Consider the following 20,669-nt stretch of genomic DNA (forward strand, 5'->3'; position numbering starts at 1 on the left):
GACCGGTGTCTCGGAGATCGCCTCGAACATCGCCGGGGTGGCCGAGGCCTCCCAGCAGACCACGGCGAGCGTCACCGACACCACCAAGGCCTCCCAGGACCTGGCCAAGCTGTCCTCCAGCCTCCAGTCCCAGGTCAGCCGCTTCACCGTCTGACGCTCACCCGGCACCTTTCCCCACGCCGACCGCGGCGTCGCCCACCCGGGCGGCGCCGCGGTCGGCGTTCGTGCGCACCGGCCGGCGAACACGGACGGTTGCCGGGACATCCCTCCAGGTGGTGATCTGCCCGTACGACGCGTACCTGCCGCATACTCGACTGTGTGTACACCCTGATCAGTGCGCCGGTCCTCGGGTTCGACCTGACCCGCATGGAGGGCGGCGCGGCCACGGCCGAGCTGTTGGAGACCATGCTCGCCGTTCCCGCGCAGGGCTGGGCGGCGGCCGTCGACCACCTGCCCGCCGAGTCCCCCGCACAGACGGTGACCAGGGAGATCACCCGCGAGTTCGCCGGTTCGCTCGCCGAGCTCCGCCCGTCGGTGCGCGATCTGCCCGGCCAGGACCCGGCGAGCGCCGTCGGCCTGCTCCAGCGCGCCCCGATCGGCACCCTCGCGGGGCTGCTGCAGTGCGTGCGGACCGACGTGCTGCTGCCCGACCGCGACCTGGTCCCGCCGGTCGAGCCGGTCGCCCCGGCCGAGCCGGTGGTGGCGATCGCCACCGACGCGGTCTGCGCGACCTACCTGCGGGAGCTGCTCGGCGACGACGACCGCCGAGTGCTCGCCGCGCCGTGGCTCGCCATGCGCCGGCACCTCCCGGTCACCCCGCCCGACCTCGGCCCGCAGCACCGCGAGGTGAACCAGCTGCTCACCGCGGTCCGGTCGCTGAACGCCGGGGGTATCCGGGCACTCGCCTCCGCCGCCGACCGGATGCGGGCCGAAACGGCGGACTGGTCGACGGCCATGCACTCGATGACCTGGGCCGTGCACATGTCCGCGCGGGTGCGGGCGGCGGCGACCGCCCAGCTCAGGCTGGTCCAGGCAGTCGACCTGGCCGGCATCCCCGTGTCCGACCGGGCAGCCGGTGTCTGGAACCTGCTCAGCGGCGCGCTCCAGGCCCTGCTGGTCCGCGACCTGGCCGACAGCGAGTCGGCCCAGCAGCTCCTCGCCCCCGCCGTGGGCGCGCTGGGCCCGGGCTGGCTGATCGAGGACTGAGCCGCCCGCCGGTCCCGCCGGCGCGGCGCCGTCAATCCGCTCGGGTATTTCCTCAGCCCGGAACCCGCCCGGTCGATCCAGGGATGGACGCGAAGGACAGGCCTTCGCCACCACCTGGGAGGCCGTGTGATCTCGGTACTTGTCGTGGACGACTCCGCGGTGATCCGCCGGCTCGTGACCGACGTGCTCAGCGCGGACCCCGGCATCCGCGTCATCGGGACCGCTCCCAATGGCAAGATCGCCCTGGACAAGATCGACCAGCTCAACCCGGACCTCGTGACGCTGGACGTCGAGATGCCGGTCATGGACGGCGTCACCGCGATGAAGGCCATCCGCAAGATGCGCCCCCGGCTGCCGGTCGTCATGTTCAGCACGCTGACCAGCGTCGGCGCCGACGCCACCCTCGCCGCGCTCGCCGCCGGCGCCTCGGACTACGTCACCAAGCCGGCCAACGTCGGCAGCCTCACCCAGGCGGTGGCCAGCGTCCGGGAGCAGCTGCTGCCGCGGATCCACGCGCTCTGCGCGCGTCGTGCCGCCACCGCGCCCCCGCCGCGGCCCGCGAGCAGGCAGCGCAAGCTGCCGGGGACGGACAAGATCAAGGCGGTCGCGATCGCCTCCTCGACGGGTGGACCCGAGGCACTGCGGGTCGTGCTGACCTCGCTGCCGGCCGGGCTCCAGGTCCCGTTCTTCGTCGTCCAGCACATGCCGCCGGTCTTCACCCAGATGCTCGCGCAGCGGATCAACACCGAGAGCAAGCTGACCGTGACCGAGGCCAAGGACGGCGAGCTGGCCCAGCCCGGGCACGTCTACCTGGCCCCCGGCGACTTCCACATGGAGGTGGCCCGGGTGGCGACCTCGGTGCGCACCAAGCTGCACGCCGGGCCCAAGGAGAACCACTGCCGTCCCGCCGCGGACGTGCTGTTCCGCTCGGTCGCCAACGTCTACGGGGGCTCGGTGCTCGTGGTCGTGCTGACCGGCATGGGCCAGGACGGCAAGCACGGCTGCGAGCCGCTGGTGGCCGCGGGCGCGCGGGTGATCGCCCAGGACGAGAACACGTCAGTCGTATGGGGGATGCCGGGTGCCGTCGCCCAGGCCGGGCTGGCCGACGCCGTACTCCCGCTCGAAAAGATCGCAGACAGCATCGCGACCCAGGTAACCGGGCGCGGACTGGCGCCAGCAATGGAGGTGTCGTCGTGGAACTGACCGACCAACAATTCAAATACGTCTCCGACCTGGTGCGGCGCGAGGCAGCGATCGTCATGCCCGTGGGCAAGGAGTACCTGGTCGAGTCGCGCCTGCGGCCGCTGGTACGCAAGGGCGGCCACGGCTCGATCACCGACCTGCTGAACGCGGCCCAGGGCCTCGGCACCGCGGCCAACGGCGTGCGCAAGCAGATCGTCGAGTCGCTGACGATCAACGAGACCTCGTGGTTCCGCGACCGCGAGCCGTTCGCGGCCCTGATCGACGTGGTCCTCCCCGCCCTGCTCAAGGACGTCCCGGCCCGCCCGATCCGCATCTGGTCGGCCGCGTCCTCGAGCGGTCAGGAGGCGTACAGCATCGCGATCCAGCTGGACAAGACCCTGCCGCCCGGGCGTGACTTCCAGATCTTCGCCTCTGACCTCTCGGTGGAGATGGTCGAGCGGACCAGGGCCGGGGTCTACAACCAGCTGGAGATCAACCGCGGGCTGCCGGCCAGCGACATGGTGAAGTACTTCGAGCGGAAGGGCGCGGACTGGCAGGTCGTGGACCGGCTGCGGCGCAAGGTCACGGTCCAACAGCTGAACCTGTCCCACCCGCTGCCGCCGATGCAGCCCTTCGACGTGGTGTTCCTGCGGAACGTGCTCATCTACTTCTCGCCGGAGACCAAGCGCCAGATCCTTACCCGCATCCGCAAGATCCTGCGCCCCGGCGGCTGGCTGCAGCTGGGCGCGGCGGAGACCACCGTCGGGATCGACTCGACTTTTGAACGGATACCTGTCGGGCGCACGGCCATCTACCGTGCACCGATCGCGAGCCGGCTTCCGGTGAAAGAGGTGACTGCATGCTAGGCGTTGTGATCGATGACTCCCGGGCCATGCGCAAGATTCTGCGCTCCTTCCTGGCGGATCTCGGCTTCGAGGTGCTGGAGGCGGGTGACGGGCAGGAGGCGCTCGAGGTGGTCAGCGGCGCGGACTCCGTCCCCGAGCTGGCCCTCATCGACTGGAACATGCCGGTGATGAACGGCCTCGAGTTCGTTCTCGAGGTGCGGAAACGCCCGGAATGGCGTTCGATGACACTGGTAATGGTCACCACGGAAAGCGAGCACAGCCAGATCGTGAAGGCCCTCGCCTCCGGTGCACACGAATACGTGATCAAGCCGTTCACCAAGGACGGAATGATCGACAAACTCGCCCTGCTGGGCCTCGTCCCGGTTGGAGTTCTCTGATGAGCGATCAAGCAGTACTGCCCACGACCAACGACCTCGAGGATATCGCCGGCCAGGTCTGGGCCGCGTTTCTGGACGACGGGCACGAGGTCGTGCCCTCCGAGGACCAGCAGGCCCCCTTCGACCTGTCGGCCTCGGTCGCGATCATGGGCGCCTTCGAGGGCCACGTGATCGTCCAGTGCACCACCCAGGCGTCCCGTGACGTCGCGTCGGTCCTGTTCGAGATGCCGACCGAGGAGGTCTCCGAGGCGGAGATCGGCGACGCGCTCGGCGAGCTCGCCAACGTGCTCGGCGGCAACCTCAAGAGCATGCTGCCCGGGCCGTCGACGATGTCGCTGCCGCGGGTGGCCGAGACCACCCACGAGCACTGGCCGAGCACCGTCGAGATCTGCCGCACGGTGGTCACCTGGCGGGACGAGCAATTCACCCTGCTGCTGCTGAGCAGCGACCAGCAACACCGTTTGGAGCGTGACGTCGCATGAAGATCCTCGTGGCCGACGACAGCCGTGTGATGCGGCAGATCGTCATCCGAACCCTCCGCCAGGCCGGCTTCGGTGACCACGACATCGTCGAGGCCCCGGACGGCGCCGCCGCACACTCCGCGATCGGCGAGGAGAAGCCCGACCTGGTGCTGTCGGACTGGAACATGCCGGGCATGACCGGCATCGAGCTGCTCCGCGCCGTGCGCGGGGCCGGGAACAACGTCCCCTTCGGGTTCGTCACGTCGGAGACCTCCGACGAGATGCGGCGCACCGCCGAGGCGGGCGGGGCGCTGTTCCTCATCGCCAAGCCGTTCACCGCGGAGATGTTCCGCGACAACCTCTCGAGCATCCTGGACTGAGTGATGTCTGACGAACTCCCCGCGCCCAAGGACGTGCGTGACCTGCTGGCCGACCTGCTCGGTCGGGACGTGACGGTACAGCCGGACAACCCGCCCAGCGGCGAGGTGCCGCCCACGGCCGTGTTCGTCCGGGACGACCTCAGCCTGGCCGGCGTGATCGGCTTCCAGCTCCCGCTGGCCGCCAACGTCGCCGCCGCGGTGGGCCTGATCCCGCCGGGCGGCGCCGAGGCCTGCGTCGAGGACGGTGAGCTGAGCCCGCTGTTCGGCGAGAACCTCGCCGAGGTGTGCAACGTGCTGACCACGCTGTTCAATCGCAAGGACGGGCCGCACGTGAAGTTCCACGCGCTGCACCGGCTGGGCTCCGAGGTGCCCAACGACGTCGTCTCGCACCTGCAGTCGCTCGGCAACAGGCTGGACCTCTCGGTGGAGGTCGCCGGCTACGGAAAGGGCACGTTCTCACTGGTCGTACCGCTCTGACGGAGGTGGTGGCGCCCCCCGGCGAGGGGACACCACCTCGTGGGCCCGGCGAAAAGACGATCGGCCGTCGGCGAACCGCTCAGGTGCGGTCGCCGGCGGCCGATTGCGTGGTCAGCGACACCGCCAGGAAGGCACCCGCCAGGCCACGGACCGGCCGCCCGCACTCCGGGAAGAGAACCGTGACGTCTCGTGTGAGCCAGTTCGCCGTACCGGCGGGCGTCATTCTGATCATCGTCCTGATGGTCATCCCCATCCCCACGTTCCTGCTCGACATCCTGATCGTGATGAACATCGCGCTCGCGCTGCTCATCGTGCTGGTCAGCATGTACGTGAAGCACGCGCTCGAGTTCTCGGTGTTCCCGTCCCTGCTGCTGCTGGCGACCCTGTTCCGGCTGGCGCTCAACATCAGCGCCACCCGGCTGGTGCTGCTGGACGGGGACGCGGGCGCGGTGATCGGGGCGTTCGGCCACTTCGTGGTCGGCGGCTCCCTGATCGTCGGCCTGGTCGTGTTCATGATCCTGATCGTGATCCAGTTCGTGGTCATCACCAAGGGTGCCGAGCGCGTGGCCGAGGTCGGCGCGCGGTTCACCCTCGACGCCATGCCCGGCAAGCAGATGGCGATCGACGCCGACCTCAACGCCGGCCTGATCGACGAGGTCGAGGCCAAACGCCGGCGCGCCGAGGTCACCGCCGAGGCCGACTTCTACGGCGCGATGGACGGCGCCTCCAAGTTCGTCAAGGGCGACGCGATCGCCGCCGTCATCATCACGCTGATCAACCTCATCGGCGGCTTCACCGTCGGCATGCTCCAGCGCGGCATGTCCCCCGGCGAGGCGATCAACGTCTACAGCCTGCTGACCGTCGGCGACGGCCTGGTCTCGCAGGTCCCGGCACTGCTGCTGTCGGTCGCGACCGGTCTGACCGTCACCCGCTCGTCCGCGACCGAGGACATGGGCACCCAGGTCGCCACCCAGTTCTCCCGCAACAAGCGCGCGTTGCAGATCGGCGGCGGCGCGGTGGTGGCGCTGGCCATGCTGCCCGGGCTCCCGGTGATCCCGTTCCTGCTGGTCGGCGGTGGGGTGCTGCTGATGGCCCAGCGGGTGCCCAAGCCGGGCGAGGAGCCGGCGCAGCTGCCCGAGGGCGCCGCCGCCGCCGACGCCCCGGCGCCGGACTCCCCCGAGACCCTGCTCGCCGAGATGCGGGTGGACCCGCTCGAGCTCGCGCTGGCGCCCGACCTGGTCGACCTGGTCGACGCCGCCGGTGGCGACCTGCTCGACCGGGTGCGCGCGCTGCGCCGCAAGATCGCCCTCGAGCTCGGCGTGGTGCTGCCGCCGGTCCGCACCCGAGACGACCTCGCCCTGGACCCGTCCACCTACGTCATCCGGATCAGCGGCTCGGACGTCGCGAGCGGCTTCGCGCCGCCGGGGACCGTGCTCGCCATCGGCGAGGGCCTCGAGCAGCTGCCGGGCAAGGTGGGCACCGAGCCGGTGTTCGGACTGGCCGGCAAGTGGATCCCGGCCGAGCTGCGCCACCAGGCGGAGCTGACCGGCGCGACCGTCGTCGACCGGGCCTCGGTCGTGGTGACCCACCTCGCCGAGGTGACCAGGACCCACGCCAGCCGCCTGCTCGGCCGGGAGGACGTCCGCGCGCTCACCGACGTCGTGCGCCGGACCCACCCGATCGTGGTCGAGGAGCTGACCCCCGGCCTGCTCAGCCTGGGCGAGATCCAGCGCGTCCTGCACCGCCTGCTCGACGAGGGCGTGGCCATCCGGGACCTGGTCCGGATCTTCGAGTCGCTGTCGATGGCCGCCAAGGGCGGTACTGAGCTCGACCGCCTGGTCGAGGCGGCCCGCCTCTCGCTCGGCCCCGCGATCGCCGCCCGCTACGCCGTCGACGGCGCGCTCTCGGTGATCACGCTGGACCCGCGGATCGAGCAGTCGCTGCTGGAGTCCCTGCGGCTCACCGACGCCGGCGCACAGCTGGCCATCGACCCGGAGCTCGCCGAGATCCTGCTCGGCGACCTCACCCGCCTCACCACCGCGGTCGAGGACCGCGGGTCGGTGGCGGTGCTCGCCTGCGCTCCGCAACTGCGAGCGGCCGTGTACCGCCTGGTGCACGTCGCGGTGCCGCGGCTCGCGGTGCTGTCCTACTCAGAACTCGCCGGTGGCACCCACCGGATCGACACCGTTGGGGTGGTGAACAGTGGCTACACGATTGCTGCTTGAGGGTCCTGACCTGGAGGCCCTGCTCGACCAGGTTCGCACCGAGCACGGCTCGAACGCGCGGATCGTCTCCGCGGACCGCCTGCGCAAGGGCGGGGTGGGCGGCTTCTTCAGCAAGCAGTGGTTCGAGCTCGGCGTGGAGCTGCCCGACGCGCCGGAGCCGGAGCCCACCAGCCCCGCGCCCGACTCGGTGGAGGCCCTGCTGAGCCTGGTCGACCTGGTCGACCTCGCCGACGCCCGCGACGACCGCGGCGTGTCCACCCCGACCGAGCCGGCGGCGCCGGCGGAGGGTGCTGGCGAGCTGTCCGACCAGCCGGTCCTGCCCGACCTGGCTGACCTCCCCCGCTGCACGGCGACCGTGATCCCCGCGCCGGCACCGACGTTCCAGGACATCCTGGCCTCGGTTGACACCCCGACCGGCGGAGCCGGCGAAGAGCCGGCCGCCCCGGTCACCGTGCCCGCGCCGTCCCGGCCGATCGCCGCGTACGCCGCGTGGAGCCCCGAGGCCCTGGCCACCGAGACCGCGGCCGAGGCCACCGAGGAGCCGGCCGCGGCCGCCTCCCCCGCGCCGGCTCCCCCGGCCCCCGCCACCGCGCTGGTTCCCGCGAAGCCCACCGAGCTGGTTCCGGCCGCGCCCGCCGCGCTGGAGCCGGTCACGCCGGCACCCGCACCGGCCACCCCGGTCGCCGCACCGGTCGACCCGCTGGCGGCTCGTGCCAAGGCTGCCGCCCGGGTTAAGGCCGCCGCCCGGGCCAAGGCCGCGGCCATGGGCACCCTGCCCACACCGGCCGCCGCCCCGACCACGCGGACCACCGCCCGCAAGCCGGCCGTCCGCAAGCCCGCCGTCCGCAAGCCCGCCACCCGCCCGACGACCGCGACCGCCGTCGCGCTCCGCCACGAGGCGGCCCCGCGCCCCCGCGCGCGGGGTGTCGCCGAGGAGCTCCTGGTCGGCATGCCGGGCCGGGTGTTCGTCGTCGCCGGCGCTCTGCCGCACGCCGTCCGCGTCGCCGAGTCGGTGGCCGCCCGGCTGCGCCTGCCGGCGAGCAGCGTCCTGGTCGCCGGCCCGGCCGAGACCGACCACGCACGCCGCGTGTACGGCCCCGAGCACGCCGCCACCCTGGCCGGCGAGCTCAGGTCCGGCGGTCCGGTCGTGGTCGCCGTGGACGCCCCCGTCGACCTGCCCGACGGCGGTTCCTGGGCCGGCGCCATCGCCGACGCCCTGGGCGCCGACGTCCTGCTGGCGGTCATCGACGGCACCCGCCGCCCCGAGGACCTCCGTCGCCACCTCGACGACCTCGGCGAGGTGTCCGCGGTCGCCCTGCACGGCAGCACCACCGCCGACCACGCCGCCGAGCTGGGCCTGCCCGCTATCACCCTCGACTGAGGCACACCGACGACGAGCGGGGCGCGGCCGTTCGGCCGCGCCCCGCTCGTCGTGTCGCCTAGGGCGCGTCCGCGCAGTCCCGGTCGATGGGCTTCGTGATCCAGGTCGTCGCTGGCAAGGCGGAGGGCAGGCCTCGTACCGGGTCGTACTCGGCCTGTCCGACAACGCGGCCAGCGGCGAGCTGGGCGCGAAGGCCGCGATCGAGGGCTGTGCGGACGTGCCCTAGATGTTCACGCCCTGGCTGCGCAGCCAGGGCAGCGGGTCGATCTTGTTGCCGTTCTGGTGCACCTCGAAGTGCAGGTGCGGTCCGGTGGACTGGCCCCGGTTGCCCATCGTCGCGATCTGTTCGCCGGCGCCGACCTGCTGGCCGACGTTCACCAGCGACTCGTTGATGTGGCCGTAGACGGTGATCAGCCCGTCGCCGTGCTGGACACGCACCCACAGGCCAAAACCGCTCGCCGGGCCGGAGTCGATCACCTCACCACCCGTTGTGGACAGGATTGGCGTACCGATGCTGTTCGCGATGTCGATTCCGAAGTGGATGCTGCCGCCGCGCGCGCCGTAGGTGGACGTGAGCGTGCCCTGGGCGGGCAGTACCACCGACCCGGAGCCACCGCCGCCGACCTGGCCGCCGCCCGAGGAGCCCCCGGACTCGCTGCTCTGGGCGGCGAGCGAGGCCCTGCGCGCGGCCAGCTCCGCCGTCTCGGCCTTGGCCTCGTCCTGGATGTCGACCGCCGTGCGGTAGGCACGTTCGGCGTCCGTCTTCGCCCTGGCGGCGGCGTCGCGGTCGCGCTGGGCCTGGGTGAGCGAGGTCCGCGCCTCCCGGTCGGCCGCCGACTTCCGCTCGGCGGCCTCGCGGGTGCCGGTCAACACGTCGCCGTAGCGGGCGGAGAGCACGTTCATCATCGACGCCCGGTCAAGCAGGTCCGACGGGCTGCTCGCGCCGATGTAGGCACGAAGCGAGCCGATCGAGCTGCGCTGTTGGAAACTCGCCGTCGCGAACTCGTCGAACTCCAGCCGCATGTCCCGCTCGTGCTGGGCGGCCGCCGCCGCCTCCGAGCGGGTCCGGGTCGCCGTGTCCGCCGCCGCCTCGGCCGCCGCGTTCGCCCGCCGGTACCGGTCCTCCGCGGCCGCGAACGCCTCGAACGTGTCGGCCAGCCTCGCCTGCGCCGCGTCCAGCTCGGCGTCGGCCGCGGCGATCTGCTCCTCGAGCGAGTCGGGCGGCTGCCCGGCAGCCGACGGGCCGGTCAGCATCGTGAACGCCAACACGACGGCGAGCGGGATCGCGACGGTGGCTCGCGTCAGTCGTCGACGCGCACCCATGGGCGGCTCCAGGGTCGTCGGGGGCACGCGGTGGCGGGAATGCCCTTGCGCCCCGGGGGATCAGGCGCCCGCGACTATGGGCCCAACCCCGGCCCGGAATCTACCCGACTTGAGATGAATCACAACGGTCTGGTCACAGAAGCAACACGGGCTTCTTGCCGCCGTTGACAAACGGCGTGGTCGGGGCACGTCCTGGCGCTGGTGAGCCTGCGGTGGCTGGCGCTCCGTCAGCTCTGGGAGAAGGTTGCTGTGTTTGATTGTTCGCTCCGCGCGTCCGCTTGACCGCCGTCTTCCCTCCTCCGCGTCCTCGGCGCCAGGGGCGCCTGCGGGCGCTGCGTCAGTCCAGACGGCGGACGCTCCCGCGCTCCCGCTCACGCAGCCGTGGGCCTCAACCTGTTCCCGGGAGTTAGCTGCTATGCGTCCCGGCTTGGGCAGCTGGCGTGGGGTCACCTCGCCCGAGGGAGTTGGCTGTTGTGCGTTCTGGCTTGGGCAGCTGGCGCGGGGTCACCTCCTCCGAGGGAGTTGGCTGTTGTGCGTCCCGGCTGGGCAGCTGACGCGAAGTCACCTCGCCCACGGGAGTCAGCTGCTGTGCGTCCCGGCTGGGCAGCTCACGCGAAGTCACCTCCTCCGAGGGAGTCAGCTGCTGTGCGTCCCAGCTGGGCAACTCACGCGAAGTCACCTCCCCCACGGGAGTCAGCTGCTGTGCGTCCCAGCTGGGCAACTCACGCGAAGTCACCTCCCCCACGGGAGTCAGCTGCTGTGCGTCCCAGCTTGGACAGCTGCGCGAGGTTGCGTGCGAGGTCAGGCGGCGGCGTAGGCGGGGGCCTTGTGGGTGCCGGCGGCGCTTCCCTTGCGGCGTAGGCGGTAGAGGAACGCCAGGACGTGGGCTACCGGGCCGAACAGGTCAGCGGGGATCTCCTGGCCCAGCTCGCAGGCCTTGAACAGGGCCCGGGCCAGGGGGACGTCCTGCACGACCGGCACACGATGATTCGCGGCCATCTCGCGGATCTTCGCGGCCACCGCGCCGGCGCCCTTCGCGACCACGCGCGGCGCTCCCTTCTCCGCGTCGTAGCGCAGGGCTACGGCGACGTGGGTCGGATTTGTCAACACCACGTCGGCGGTGCTGATCTCGGACATCATCCGGTTGCGGCTCATGGCCATCTGCCGGGACCGGATCGCGCCCTTGAGCTGCGGGTCGCCCTCGGAGTTCTTGTGCTCGTCCTTCACCTGCTGCTTGGTCATCAGCAGTTCCTTGCCGATCCGGCGCTTGATCACGACGAAGTCGGCGACGGCCATCACCAGGCCGGCCACGGCGGCGATCCGGATCAGCGACATGACGGTGCCCTCCACGACACCCATCAGCGACGAGATCGGCAGCGCGCCCGAGCCCATCACGGTCGGCACCAGGTCGCGCACGGCCAGGAACAGCACCAGCCCCAGCACGATCGTCTTCACCAGCGTCTTGGCGGCCTCCCACCACGCGTTCGGGCCCAGCAGGCGCTTGAGCCCCGCGGCGGGGTTGAGCCGGGAGAACTTCGGCACCAGCAGCTTCGCCGAAGGACGCAGTCCGCCCTGGAGGCCCGCCGCGGCGAGGATCGCCACCAGCATGCCGGCCAGCAGCGGGGCCACGGCCATCGCGCCGGCCGCCATGCCGTCGCCCAGGATCGTCATGGCCTCGGCGGGGTCCGGCTTCGCCATGAACTCGGTGACGCGGCGCAGCAGGCCCTCGCTGCTGTGGAACAGGTCGGTGAGCATCGTCGGGATCAGCCAGGTGGACACCAGGACCGAGGTCCACGCGCCCAGCTCGGGCGTGCGGGCGATCTGGCCGTTCTTGCGCGCCTCCTTGAGGCGCTTGGGCGTGGGCTTCTCGGTTGCGTCCTTGTTGCGGCTCATCGACCAATCGCTTTCAGCACGGCGGAGGCGGCCTGCTCGGCCACCGTGTGCACCGCCTGCGGCAGGAGCACCACGGCCATCCCGACCATGATCAGGGTCAGGCCGATCTTCGCGGGGAAGCCGATGGAGAACGGGTTGAGCGCGGGGGCGATCCGGTTGAGCAGGCCCAGGCCGATGTCGGCGCAGAACAGCACGACGATCAGCGGGCCGGCGATCAGCACGGCGGACAGGAACATCTGGCCGAGCCCGGTGGTGAGCAGACGGGCGAGCACGTCCAGCGACAGGCCCTCATCCAGGGGGATCGACGTGTAGGACAGCGTGAACCCGCGGACGATCAGCTGGTGGGCGTCGGTGGCGAACAGCAGCGTGGTGGCCAGCATGCCGTAGAACCGCCCGAGCACCGCGTTGTTGCCGGAGAACGACATCGGGTCGAAGGCGAAGGCCATGGAGAACCCGCCGAACACGTCGAGGAGGTCACCCGCGGCCTGGATCGCGGCGAACACCATCGCGGTGAGGAAGCCGAGGCCCGCCCCGACGACGACCTGCTCGAGCGCGCTGCCGACGATCGCCCAGGTGTCCAGCGACGGCGTCTTGGGCGCGAGCGAGGGCACCATCGGCAGGACGATCGCGACGGCGAGCATGCCCTTGACGGTCATCGGCACGGCCCGGCCGTTGAACGGGGGGCAGACGATCAGCCAGGCCACCGCCCGAATCGAGGCGAGCAGCAGCGCGATCAGCGTGCCCGGTGCGAAGGTGGCCTCCATTGTCGCGTTATCCGCCGATCAGGCTGGGGATTCGCTCGTACAGCGACGAGGTGAACCCGACGATCTCCCGCACCATCCAGCTTCCCGACAGCAGCAGCGCGACCGCGATGCCGGCGGCCTTGGGCACGAACGACAGGGTCACCTCCTGGATCTGGGTGACCGACTGGAACAGCGAGATGGCGAACCCGATGACGAGCGCGGTGAGCAGGATCGGCGCGGCCAGCTTGGCCGTGATCATCATGGCCTGGATGCCCAGGTCGATGACTGTCGTGTCGTTCATGAGTGGCGAATCCCTAGCCGTAGGTTCCGACCAGGGCGGTCACGAGCAGACCCCAGCCGTTGGCGAGTACGAACAGCAGCAGCTTGAACGGCAGCGCGACGGTCACCGGCGGGAGCATCATCATGCCCAGCGACATCAGCGACGCCGAGACGACCATGTCGATGACCAGGAACGGGATGAAGAGCACGAAGCCGATGAGCATGGCGGCCCGCAGCTCCGAGAGCGCGAACGCCGGCACCAGGGTGCTCAGCGGGACCTCGTCCCTGTTGGCCGGCTTGTCCTCGTTGGCGACCTTGGTGAACAGCGCGATCTCCTCGGGGCGGGTCTGCTCGAGCATGAACTCGCGCAGGGGCTGGACCCCGTCCTCGAACGCCTGGCTCTGGGTCTTCTCACCGTTGAGGTAGGGCTGGATGCCCTCCTTGTTCACGTCGGTGGCGACCGGGCCCATGATGAACAGGCTCAGGAACAGCGCGAGGCCGGCGAGCACCTGGTTGGGCGGCACGTTGGTCAGGCCGAGCGCGTTGCGGGTGATGCTCAGCACCACGAAGATCTTGGTGAAGCTCGTGCAGAGCAGCAGCAGGGCCGGTGCCACCGACATCACGGTCATCAGCAGCATGATGACGATGGAGTCGCTCGGCTTGTCCGGCGTGCCGACGGTGATCGTCACGTCGCCCTGGTCGGCCGGGGCGGTCGGCCCGTTCGGCTGACTCGGACCGGCGGGCTGTCCCGCCAGGTGCGACGCGGCGGCGGCGGCGCGGACCGGCTCCGCCGCGGCCGGTGCGGCACCGGCACCCGCCGCGCCGAACAGACCGACGACGACCAGCAGCATGGCGGCGACGACACCGCGGAGGACCCACCTCATGCGCCACGCGCCGTTCGCTCGCGCAGGGTCTCCATGGCCTGGCGCCAGGTGGCCGGCGAGAGCGCCGAACCGGTGAGCGCCGCGCGGCGCTCGGGCGTCCCCGCCTCGAGCGGCGCCTTGGCGGTCGTGAGCTGCTCCAGGTCGACAGCCGTGCGGCTGGGCTCCTCGGCCACGGCGAACTTCTCCGCCTCGAGCTGGTGGAGGAGGCTGATCCCGCTGTCGGTCACCCCGACGACCAGCGCGGTCGTGTCCACCCGGACCACCGCGACGCTCGCATTGCGCGAGAGCTGCGTGCGGGCGAGCACGTCGAGCGTGTTGGCCGCCCGCTTGCGCAGCGGCCGCTTCGCGACCTTCGCCAGGATCCACATCGCCCCGACGACGAGCACCAGGGCGATGACCACCCGCAGGACAGCATCCATCAGGCAGCCTCGGCGTCGCGCTCGGCCGTGACGATCTCGGTGATCCGGATGCCGAAGTTCTCGTCGACCACGACGACCTCGCCCCGGGCGATCAGCCGGCCGTTGACCAGCACGTCGGCCGGGCTGCCGGCGACCCGGTCCAGCTCGACGACCGAACCGGGGCGCAGCGAGAGCAGGTCGCGGACGGTCATCCGGGTCCGCCCGAGCTCGACGGTCACCTCCATCTCGACGCCGTGCAGCAGGTCGAGGCCGGAGACCGCGGGCCGCGTCGGCGCGCTGGCCTGCTTGGCCGGCTCGGCCGGGGCCGGCACGACGACCGACAGTGCGATCGTGGCGTGCGGGGCACCGTCGGCGGCGAGCGGGAGGAAGGTGGGCTGGCCGGTGCCGGCGAGCATCGACAGCGCCTCCTGGACCGGGAGCTCCCTGCCGGGGGCGGCGGTGGCGCCCAGCACACCGGCGGCGGCGTCGATGGCGGGGGCGATGGCCGAGGCCAAATCCAGCTGGCCGAACGGGCTGGCGGCCAGCGCGTCGACCAGCTCCTGGGCGACCAGGACCGCGAGCCCGCCGTTCACGTCGCCGTTGAGCTGGGCGTAGACGGCGGCACCCGGCGTGCCGGCGACGGCGGCGTCGGAGGCGGCCTCGCCCACGGTCAGGTTCTCACCGGCGGGCAGGACGGTCATGGCGGCCTCGGCGGCGGCGCGGAGGGTGGTGAGCAGGGTGTCGGTCATGCCGAAAGCTCCTCGTCGTCGGTGGAAACGACCTGGCAGGCGAGCCGCTGGCCGCGTTGGGTTGCCACGGCGCGGCCGAAGGACCGCTCCGCCGTGGTGATGTCGAGCGGGAGGTCGACCCGGTGGTCGAGCGGTACGACGTCGCCGGGTCGGAGGTCGAGCAGCTGGTCAGAGCGCAGCCGGATCGGGTTGAACTCCACCCGGACCTCGACCGGCACGTCCTGCAGCCGGGTGGTGATGAGGTCCCGGGCGGCCTGGCGCATGGCGCGCTCACCGGGGCTGACGGCGGCCTGCTCGTGGTGGCGCTGCAGCGCGGGCAGCACCGACTGCAACGGCAGGAGCAGTGACAGAGGGCTGGTGGACTCCCCCACCGCGAGGTCGAACCCGGCCACGATCAACGCCTCGGTCGGGCCGCCCAGCTGGACCAGCTGGCGGTTGTACTCGAGCTGGCCGAGCACGGGGGTAAGCCGCGTGACGTCCTCGAAGGAGTAGGCGAGCTCGCCGAGGCAGGCGGTGAGCACCTCGCGCAGCAGCGGGGTCTCGATGTCGCTCAACTGGCGCTGCGGCTGCGGGCCACCGCTCCCCCCGAGCAGGTGGTCGATGCAGGTCATCGCCGCGTTCAGGGACATCTCGACGGCAGCCGTGCCCGGCAGCGGCTCGATGGTCAGCGGAGCGATCAGCATCGGCTCGCTGTCGACCCTGGCGAAGTAGTCGCCGGCACCGACCTGCTCGATCTGGCCCGGCACGGCGCGGCAGAGCACCCGCAGCCGCGAGGTCAGCAGGACGCCCAACCGGTGCGAGAACGTCTCGCAGATGAGCTGCAGCGTCCGCAGGTGCTCGCGGGCCAGCTTCGGCGGGCGCAGGAAGTCGTAGTCCTCGGTCGGGCGGCCGTCGCGGACGAGACCGCCAAACCGGGTGTGACCGGCGGCGTGGCCGGAACTGAGCGGGGTGGATGGCACGCCGCTCAGATCGGCCGCGCCCGCCGGTACCTGAGTGTTATCAGAGCTGAGACGCAGATCACTGCATGACGAAGTCCGTCAGGTAGACGTCCATGACATCGCCCTCGTACGCCTCGACGATCTTCTCCTTGAGCTCCGCCTTGTGCTTGGCCCGGCCCTCGTTGCCCAGCTCGGCCACCGAGAGGTTGCTGAACTGGTCGACCGCGAGGTCCAGCGCCTTGCTCCCGTCCACGTCCTCGGTCACCTCGAGGGTGGCCTGCAACGCGAGCTTGAGCTTCAGGAAGTGCCCCTCGGTGAGGTTCACCGTGATCGCGTCGAGCGCGAGCACCTCGCCCGGCTCCGGCGGCGGCTCCTCGCCGGAGGGCTTCAGCACGAAGTACGCGCCACCGCCGAGTGCCAACACCGCGACGACGATGATGATCAACAGCATCTTCTTGGACTTCTTGGCGGGCTCCGCCGCCTCCTTGTCGCCTTCCTTGGCCTTGCTCATGACAGCCTTCTCTCCTCTCCGGCTACTTGCCTCGTGCGACGGTCGGCAGGAGGGCCTTGACCTCTGCCGTCTCGTTGGACAGGACCACCACCTCGACCCGGCGGTTCATGGTGACCGCCCGCGGGTCCGCCGGTGAGTACAGCGGCCGCTGGTCGGCGTAGCCGGCCGCGGTCATGCGGTTCGCGTTCAGCCCGCGGAACTGCAGCAGGTAGCGCACCACGCTGGAGGCGCGCGCCGTGGACAGCTCCCACGAGCTCGGGTAGTTCCTCGTGGCCACCTTCAGCTGGTTGGTGTGCCCGGAGATCTCGAGAGCGTTGGGCACGCTGTCCAGCGCGGGCACCAGTGCCCGCAGGATCCGCTGACCCTCGGGCCGCAGCGCCGCGCTGTCGCCGCCGAACACCACCCCGCTGGTGAGCACCCGGACCACCAGCCCGCGCTGGTCGATCGCGAACTGGACCTGCCCCTCGAGGTGGCCCTCCTTCAGCGCCTTGATCATCTGGTCGCGCAGCTTCTCCAGCCTGTCGACCTCGGCCTTGGCCGCGTTCTGGGTCCTGGACGCCTTGGCCCGGTCGGCCTTCTGGACCGCCTCGAGGTCCTCCACCGCGTTGTTGGTTCCACCCTCCGGGACCCCGCTGCCGCCCCCGGTCGCGCCGGCGATGTCCATCGGGGCGGCGCTGGCGCCGTCGGTGCCACCGCCGGCGTTCGACCCTCCCGAGACCAGGCTCGGGGTGCCGCCGAACGCGCCGGCGAGGCTCTCCTTCAGCTGTGAGAACTTGTTCGCGTCCACCGTGGACATCGCGAACATCACGATGAACAGCACCATCAGCAGCGTGAGCATGTCGGCGTAGGTGACCAGCCACCGCTCGGCGTTCTCGTGCTCCTCGTCGTGCCCGCCACCGCGGTGCTTGCGCTTGCTGGACATCAGGCGGCCTTCTTGTCCGCCGCGGGCTCGGTGCCCACGAGGCTGCGCAGCTTGCGCGCCACCAGACGCGGGTTCGACCCGGCCTGCACGGCCAGCACGCCCTCCAGCGCCAGCTGCATCTGCTCGGCCTCGAGCTCGCTGAGCCGCTTGAGGCGGTTGCCCAGCGGGAGGAAGAACACGTTGGCGGTGAGCACACCGAACAGCGTGGCGACGAACGCGCCGGCGATCAGGTGGCCCAGCTCGGTCGGGTCGGCCAGGTTCTCCAGCACGTGCACCAGACCCAGCACGGTGCCGATGATGCCGATCGTCGGGGCGAACCCGCCCATGTCGGCGAAGATCTTCGCGCCGGCCTTGTCGCGCCGCTTCTTCGCGTCGATCTCGCTCTCCATGATCTCACGGATGTCGTCGGAGGCGGTGCCGTCGACGGCGAGCTCCAGACCGCTGCGCAGGAACGGGTCCTCGACCTTCTTGATCTCGTCCTCGAGGGCGAGCAGGCCCTCGCGCCTGGCCCGGTCGGCCAGCTTGACGAGCACGTCGATCAGCACGTTCGGCTCGATCTTCGGGGCCATCAGGGCACGCTTGAGCTGGGCGCCGATGCCGACGGTGTCCTTGAGCACGCCGCCGGCCATGCCGGCGCCCAGGGTTCCGAACACCACCAGGATGATCGGCGGCAGGAGGAGGATCGACATCGGGTCGCCGCCCTCCATGAGCATGGAGGCGAAGATGGCGGCCAGGGCGAGGACGATTCCCGCAATGCTTGCCGGGTCCATCACTCACCCCTCTCTGGCATCCGCAGCACGGTGGCACCCTCGGAGACGGCAACTGCCTCGTCGGGCACGGCCACTGGGCCGATGGGTGCGACTGGGTCCTGCGAGTGCCGCAGCACGGCGGAGCGGTAGTCGCCCACCAGGGACGCCACCTCTTCGAGAGACTGGGCGACGACGTACTTCGCCCCGTTGACGAGCGTGAGCACGGTGTCCGGAGTGGACTCGGCCCGCTCGAGGAGGTCGGGGTTCAGCGCGAAGGGTTGCCCGTTGATGCGATTCAGCAAAATCACGGCGTCCATCCTTGGGGTGTACAAGCGGATCCGTCCGTGGATCCACACCATTCCCATCGGCCGAAACATGGCTCAGCTGAGCTGAACCCCGACCCCGAGTTGGTGCTAGCGCTTGAGGTTCATCAGGTCCTGGAGCAGCTCGTCCGAGGTGGAGATCACCTTGGAGTTGGCCTGGAAGCCGCGCTGCGCGATGATCAGGTTCGTAAGCTCCTGACCGAGGTCTACATTGGACATCTCGAGGGCGTTGGTGACGAGCTGGCCGGTGCCGTTCTCGCCGGGCGCACCGATCTGGACGGCGCCGGAGTTCACGGTGCCGCGGTACAGCGAGCCGCCGATCTTCTCCAGCCCGGTCGGGTTGGTGAAGTTGGCGACGGCCAGCCGGCCCACTGTCTGCGTGGTGCCGTCGGCGAGCTGCCCGGTGATCGTGCCGTCCACCCCGATGCTGAAGCCTCGGTACATGGTCGCGTCGACGGTCACCGCGCCCACCGGGCCGTTGGTGTCGACGACGCCGTTGGCGGCCATCCAGCCCTGGACGAGCCCGCCGTCGGGGGTGCTGAGCCGGCCGGCCGCGTCGAAGGCGAACGACCCGGCGCGGGTGTAGGCCTGGGCGCCCGCGTTGTCGACGACGAAGAAGCCGTCGCCCTGGATCAGCATGTCGGTGCTGCGACCGGTGAGCTGCGTGGCGCCCTGGCCGAAGTTGGCGGTGATGCCGGCGACCCGGACACCCAGACCAACCTGTGCCGGGTTGGTGGCGGCGGTGTTGGCACCGGCCGCCGAGGCGGGCCGCAGCGTCTGGCTCAGTGCGTCCTGGAACACCGTCTGCGAGGACTTGTACCCGGTCGTGTTGACGTTGGCGATGTTGTTGCCGGTGACGTCCATCATCTGCTGGTGACCGCGCAGGCCGCTGATGCCGGAGAACAGAGAGCGCAACATGATCTGGTGTTTGCCTTTCGTTCGAGGTTCGTGGGTCAGGCGGCGCGCTGGCCGGTGATGGAGGACAGTGCGACCTCGACCCCGCCGATGAGCAGGGTGGGGTTGGTGCCGAAGGACGCGGAGCTGACGACGCCGCTGAGCTTGGTGCCGGCGGAGTCGAGGTAGTCGACCGTCTTGCCGACCAGCCCCGCGGCCTGCGAGCTGAGCGTCGCGGCGAGCAGGCCGCTCTGCTGGGTCGAGATCTGGCCGAGCGTGTCGACCTGGGTCAGCTGCGCCGTCTGCGACATGAACGACGAGGTGTCGGTCGGGCTGGTGGGGTCCTGGTACTTCAGCTGCGCGACGAGCAGCTTGAGGAACTCGTCACCGCCGAGGCCGCCCAGCGCGCTCCTGGGCGCGGGCGCCGTGGGCTGACCGGTGGGCGTGGTGGCACCGATGGGGTTGGTCATCGCTGTCCTTCTTCTCAGGCGTGCAGGTCGAGCTGGCCGGTGCCGACGCGGGGCCTGACCGGTAGGAGGTCGAGCCCGGTGACCGCCGAAGCCGCTCCGGAGCTGTGCTGGGCACCCCGCGGCAGCTGCCACGGCATGCGCCGTTCGCCGGACGAGCCGCCGGCGTTGGTGTCGAGCAGGCAGGAGGTGAACCCGGCCCGCTCGAGCTCACGACGCAGGTCGGGCAGGGCGTTGCGGAGCGCCTCGCGGCCGCTCTCCGTCGCGCCGCCGAGATCGAGGTGGATGTCCGTGCCCTGAATCCGTGCTGTCACGGTAATCGGCCCCAGATCGACCGGGTGTAGTGAAACCGTGAGCGAATGTTCGCCGGTCTTGTCCCGCAGCGGGACGATCTCGGCGGCGAGCTGCTGGGCCGGCGGTGCCGGCGCCTGGCGCTCGGCCGCCACGACCGGCGCGAGGGTCGTCACCTGCTGCACCGACGCCGACACCGGAGCCGGCTGCAGCGCGGCCACCATGGCATCCACCCCGAGCGGCTGGACCTGCGCCAGGCCCTCGGATGCCGCGTCCTGGGCGGTGCCGGTCGGCAGTACCGCGGCACCGGGCAGGGCACCGGAGCCCGGGAGGCCGGGAACCTGGGCACCTGGCTCCTGGCCGTCCGCCTCGGTGCCGTCGGTCGGCGGGGCTGCGTCGGCGGGTGTCGGGGCCGGGGCAGCGCCGTCGGCGAGCGGGTCGGGTGTCGGAGCGGTTCCGGCGACCTCGCCAGGGGCGGTCGTGGGCACGGTGGGCGTCGACACGGTCTCCGTCGGCGGAGTGTCTGTCGACACGGTGGGCGCGGGCACGGCAGGCGTGGGCAGGCCGACGGTCGGCACGCCGTCCGCGGACGGGGAGCCCGTCACCACGGCGGGCGTCGCGACCGGAACCGTCGGGTCGACCCCCGTCGCGGCGGTGGGTGTCCCGGTGGCCGCGCCGGCGTCCGCGGCGGCGCCGGCCGGCAGCCCGCCGAGGAGGCCCGACCCGACGCCGGTAGCGACGGTCGGACCG

Annotated in this window: 24 protein-coding genes; 9 read left to right on the forward strand and 15 right to left on the reverse strand. The window is 71.2% G+C overall.

What is annotated here, in order from left to right:
* Nucleotides 1-318: 318 nt before the first annotated feature.
* The 9 genes from BU204_RS36015 to BU204_RS36055 all read left to right on the forward strand — a co-directional run bounded on the left by BU204_RS36015 (nucleotide 319) and on the right by BU204_RS36055 (nucleotide 8,555).
* Nucleotides 319-1,206, forward strand: a complete 888-nt coding sequence (locus BU204_RS36015) for a hypothetical protein (protein WP_075130280.1) — start codon at nucleotides 319-321, stop codon at nucleotides 1,204-1,206.
* Nucleotides 1,207-1,332: 126 nt separating this feature from the next.
* Nucleotides 1,333-2,409 (forward strand): protein-glutamate methylesterase/protein-glutamine glutaminase, encoded by a 1,077-nt coding sequence (locus BU204_RS36020; RefSeq protein WP_075130281.1) that lies wholly within the window; start codon nucleotides 1,333-1,335, stop codon nucleotides 2,407-2,409.
* The gene (locus BU204_RS36025) at nucleotides 2,400-3,254 is read left to right on the forward strand and encodes a CheR family methyltransferase (protein WP_075130282.1); all 855 of its coding nucleotides are present in this window, start codon (nucleotides 2,400-2,402) and stop codon (nucleotides 3,252-3,254) included. Before BU204_RS36020 ends, BU204_RS36025 begins: the two co-directional genes overlap by 10 nt.
* Before the next feature lie 5 nt (nucleotides 3,255-3,259).
* The gene (locus BU204_RS36030; RefSeq protein WP_233161021.1) at nucleotides 3,260-3,631 is read left to right on the forward strand and encodes a response regulator; all 372 of its coding nucleotides are present in this window, start codon (nucleotides 3,260-3,262) and stop codon (nucleotides 3,629-3,631) included.
* Nucleotides 3,631-4,113 carry a chemotaxis protein CheX gene (locus tag BU204_RS36035; protein ID WP_075130284.1) on the forward strand — a complete coding sequence of 161 codons (483 nt, stop codon included), beginning with the start codon at nucleotides 3,631-3,633 and terminating at the stop codon, nucleotides 4,111-4,113. Before BU204_RS36030 ends, BU204_RS36035 begins: the two co-directional genes overlap by 1 nt.
* Nucleotides 4,110-4,472, forward strand: coding sequence for a response regulator (locus BU204_RS36040; RefSeq protein WP_075130285.1), 363 nt, complete (start codon nucleotides 4,110-4,112; stop codon nucleotides 4,470-4,472). Before BU204_RS36035 ends, BU204_RS36040 begins: the two co-directional genes overlap by 4 nt.
* 3 nt (nucleotides 4,473-4,475) lie before the next feature.
* Nucleotides 4,476-4,949 carry a hypothetical protein gene (locus tag BU204_RS36045; protein WP_075130300.1) on the forward strand — a complete coding sequence of 158 codons (474 nt, stop codon included), beginning with the start codon at nucleotides 4,476-4,478 and terminating at the stop codon, nucleotides 4,947-4,949.
* Between the two features lie 179 nt (nucleotides 4,950-5,128).
* Nucleotides 5,129-7,174, forward strand: a complete 2,046-nt coding sequence (locus tag BU204_RS36050) for a flagellar biosynthesis protein FlhA (protein ID WP_075130301.1) — start codon at nucleotides 5,129-5,131, stop codon at nucleotides 7,172-7,174.
* Nucleotides 7,152-8,555, forward strand: coding sequence for a hypothetical protein (locus BU204_RS36055; protein ID WP_143230003.1), 1,404 nt, complete (start codon nucleotides 7,152-7,154; stop codon nucleotides 8,553-8,555). The genes BU204_RS36050 and BU204_RS36055 overlap by 23 nt, the downstream gene beginning before the upstream one ends.
* Nucleotides 8,556-8,777: 222 nt before the next feature.
* On the opposite strand, the gene BU204_RS41725 is transcribed toward BU204_RS36055, so the two are convergent.
* From BU204_RS41725 to BU204_RS42105, 15 genes are all read right to left on the reverse strand, one after another.
* Nucleotides 8,778-9,878 carry a M23 family metallopeptidase gene (locus tag BU204_RS41725; RefSeq protein ID WP_075130287.1) on the reverse strand — a complete coding sequence of 367 codons (1,101 nt, stop codon included), beginning with the start codon at nucleotides 9,876-9,878 and terminating at the stop codon, nucleotides 8,778-8,780.
* 801 nt (nucleotides 9,879-10,679) lie between these two features.
* Entirely contained in the window at nucleotides 10,680-11,771 is a 1,092-nt protein-coding gene (locus BU204_RS36065; protein ID WP_075130288.1) for an EscU/YscU/HrcU family type III secretion system export apparatus switch protein, read from the reverse strand.
* Nucleotides 11,768-12,535, reverse strand: coding sequence for a flagellar biosynthetic protein FliR (locus tag BU204_RS36070; protein ID WP_075130289.1), 768 nt, complete (start codon nucleotides 12,533-12,535; stop codon nucleotides 11,768-11,770). Before BU204_RS36070 ends, BU204_RS36065 begins: the two co-directional genes overlap by 4 nt.
* A 7-nt stretch (nucleotides 12,536-12,542) precedes the next feature.
* Nucleotides 12,543-12,815 carry a flagellar biosynthesis protein FliQ gene (gene fliQ / locus BU204_RS36075; protein WP_075130290.1) on the reverse strand — a complete coding sequence of 91 codons (273 nt, stop codon included), beginning with the start codon at nucleotides 12,813-12,815 and terminating at the stop codon, nucleotides 12,543-12,545.
* A gap of 13 nt (nucleotides 12,816-12,828) precedes the next feature.
* Nucleotides 12,829-13,677 carry a flagellar type III secretion system pore protein FliP gene (gene fliP / locus BU204_RS36080; protein WP_075130291.1) on the reverse strand — a complete coding sequence of 283 codons (849 nt, stop codon included), beginning with the start codon at nucleotides 13,675-13,677 and terminating at the stop codon, nucleotides 12,829-12,831.
* Entirely contained in the window at nucleotides 13,674-14,096 is a 423-nt protein-coding gene (locus BU204_RS36085; protein WP_075130292.1) for a FliO/MopB family protein, read from the reverse strand. Before BU204_RS36085 ends, fliP begins: the two co-directional genes overlap by 4 nt.
* Entirely contained in the window at nucleotides 14,096-14,824 is a 729-nt protein-coding gene (fliN, locus tag BU204_RS36090; RefSeq protein WP_075130293.1) for a flagellar motor switch protein FliN, read from the reverse strand. Before fliN ends, BU204_RS36085 begins: the two co-directional genes overlap by 1 nt.
* Nucleotides 14,821-15,783 (reverse strand): flagellar motor switch protein FliM, encoded by a 963-nt coding sequence (locus BU204_RS36095; protein WP_075130294.1) that lies wholly within the window; start codon nucleotides 15,781-15,783, stop codon nucleotides 14,821-14,823. The genes fliN and BU204_RS36095 overlap by 4 nt, the downstream gene beginning before the upstream one ends.
* Before the next feature lie 58 nt (nucleotides 15,784-15,841).
* Nucleotides 15,842-16,273 carry a flagellar basal body-associated FliL family protein gene (locus BU204_RS36100; RefSeq protein WP_075130295.1) on the reverse strand — a complete coding sequence of 144 codons (432 nt, stop codon included), beginning with the start codon at nucleotides 16,271-16,273 and terminating at the stop codon, nucleotides 15,842-15,844.
* Between the two features lie 22 nt (nucleotides 16,274-16,295).
* Nucleotides 16,296-17,195 carry an OmpA/MotB family protein gene (locus BU204_RS36105; protein ID WP_075130296.1) on the reverse strand — a complete coding sequence of 300 codons (900 nt, stop codon included), beginning with the start codon at nucleotides 17,193-17,195 and terminating at the stop codon, nucleotides 16,296-16,298.
* Nucleotides 17,195-17,965 (reverse strand): motility protein A, encoded by a 771-nt coding sequence (locus BU204_RS36110; RefSeq protein WP_075130297.1) that lies wholly within the window; start codon nucleotides 17,963-17,965, stop codon nucleotides 17,195-17,197. The genes BU204_RS36105 and BU204_RS36110 overlap by 1 nt, the downstream gene beginning before the upstream one ends.
* Nucleotides 17,965-18,252, reverse strand: coding sequence for a flagellar FlbD family protein (locus tag BU204_RS36115; RefSeq protein WP_075130302.1), 288 nt, complete (start codon nucleotides 18,250-18,252; stop codon nucleotides 17,965-17,967). Before BU204_RS36115 ends, BU204_RS36110 begins: the two co-directional genes overlap by 1 nt.
* A gap of 105 nt (nucleotides 18,253-18,357) precedes the next feature.
* Nucleotides 18,358-19,185 (reverse strand): flagellar hook-basal body complex protein, encoded by an 828-nt coding sequence (locus tag BU204_RS36120; RefSeq protein WP_075130298.1) that lies wholly within the window; start codon nucleotides 19,183-19,185, stop codon nucleotides 18,358-18,360.
* Between the two features lie 35 nt (nucleotides 19,186-19,220).
* Nucleotides 19,221-19,631, reverse strand: coding sequence for a flagellar hook capping FlgD N-terminal domain-containing protein (locus BU204_RS36125; RefSeq protein WP_075130299.1), 411 nt, complete (start codon nucleotides 19,629-19,631; stop codon nucleotides 19,221-19,223).
* Between the two features lie 14 nt (nucleotides 19,632-19,645).
* On the reverse strand, nucleotides 19,646-20,669 hold a 1,024-nt coding region (locus BU204_RS42105), incomplete at its 5' end, for a flagellar hook-length control protein FliK (RefSeq protein WP_198943102.1).

It is taken from the genome of Actinophytocola xanthii (assembly GCF_001921205.1).
In the GTDB taxonomy this organism is placed as follows: Bacteria; Actinomycetota; Actinomycetes; order Mycobacteriales; family Pseudonocardiaceae; genus Actinophytocola; species Actinophytocola xanthii.

Coding starts and splice junctions, on each gene's coding strand:
- BU204_RS36070 (WP_075130289.1), bottom strand. CDS start 12,535: ATGGAGGCCACCTTCGCACCGGGCACGCTGATCGCGCTGCTGCTCGCC.
- BU204_RS36120 (WP_075130298.1), bottom strand. CDS start 19,185: ATGTTGCGCTCTCTGTTCTCCGGCATCAGCGGCCTGCGCGGTCACCAG.
- BU204_RS36105 (WP_075130296.1), bottom strand. CDS start 17,195: ATGTCCAGCAAGCGCAAGCACCGCGGTGGCGGGCACGACGAGGAGCAC.
- fliN (WP_075130293.1), bottom strand. CDS start 14,824: ATGACCGACACCCTGCTCACCACCCTCCGCGCCGCCGCCGAGGCCGCC.
- fliQ (WP_075130290.1), bottom strand. CDS start 12,815: ATGAACGACACGACAGTCATCGACCTGGGCATCCAGGCCATGATGATC.
- BU204_RS36110 (WP_075130297.1), bottom strand. CDS start 17,965: ATGGACCCGGCAAGCATTGCGGGAATCGTCCTCGCCCTGGCCGCCATC.
- BU204_RS36100 (WP_075130295.1), bottom strand. CDS start 16,273: ATGAGCAAGGCCAAGGAAGGCGACAAGGAGGCGGCGGAGCCCGCCAAG.
- BU204_RS41725 (WP_075130287.1), bottom strand. CDS start 9,878: ATGGGTGCGCGTCGACGACTGACGCGAGCCACCGTCGCGATCCCGCTC.
- BU204_RS36065 (WP_075130288.1), bottom strand. CDS start 11,771: ATGAGCCGCAACAAGGACGCAACCGAGAAGCCCACGCCCAAGCGCCTC.
- BU204_RS36035 (WP_075130284.1), top strand. CDS start 3,631: ATGAGCGATCAAGCAGTACTGCCCACGACCAACGACCTCGAGGATATC.
- fliP (WP_075130291.1), bottom strand. CDS start 13,677: ATGAGGTGGGTCCTCCGCGGTGTCGTCGCCGCCATGCTGCTGGTCGTC.
- BU204_RS36045 (WP_075130300.1), top strand. CDS start 4,476: ATGTCTGACGAACTCCCCGCGCCCAAGGACGTGCGTGACCTGCTGGCC.
- BU204_RS36125 (WP_075130299.1), bottom strand. CDS start 19,631: ATGACCAACCCCATCGGTGCCACCACGCCCACCGGTCAGCCCACGGCG.
- BU204_RS36085 (WP_075130292.1), bottom strand. CDS start 14,096: ATGGATGCTGTCCTGCGGGTGGTCATCGCCCTGGTGCTCGTCGTCGGG.
- BU204_RS36040 (WP_075130285.1), top strand. CDS start 4,110: ATGAAGATCCTCGTGGCCGACGACAGCCGTGTGATGCGGCAGATCGTC.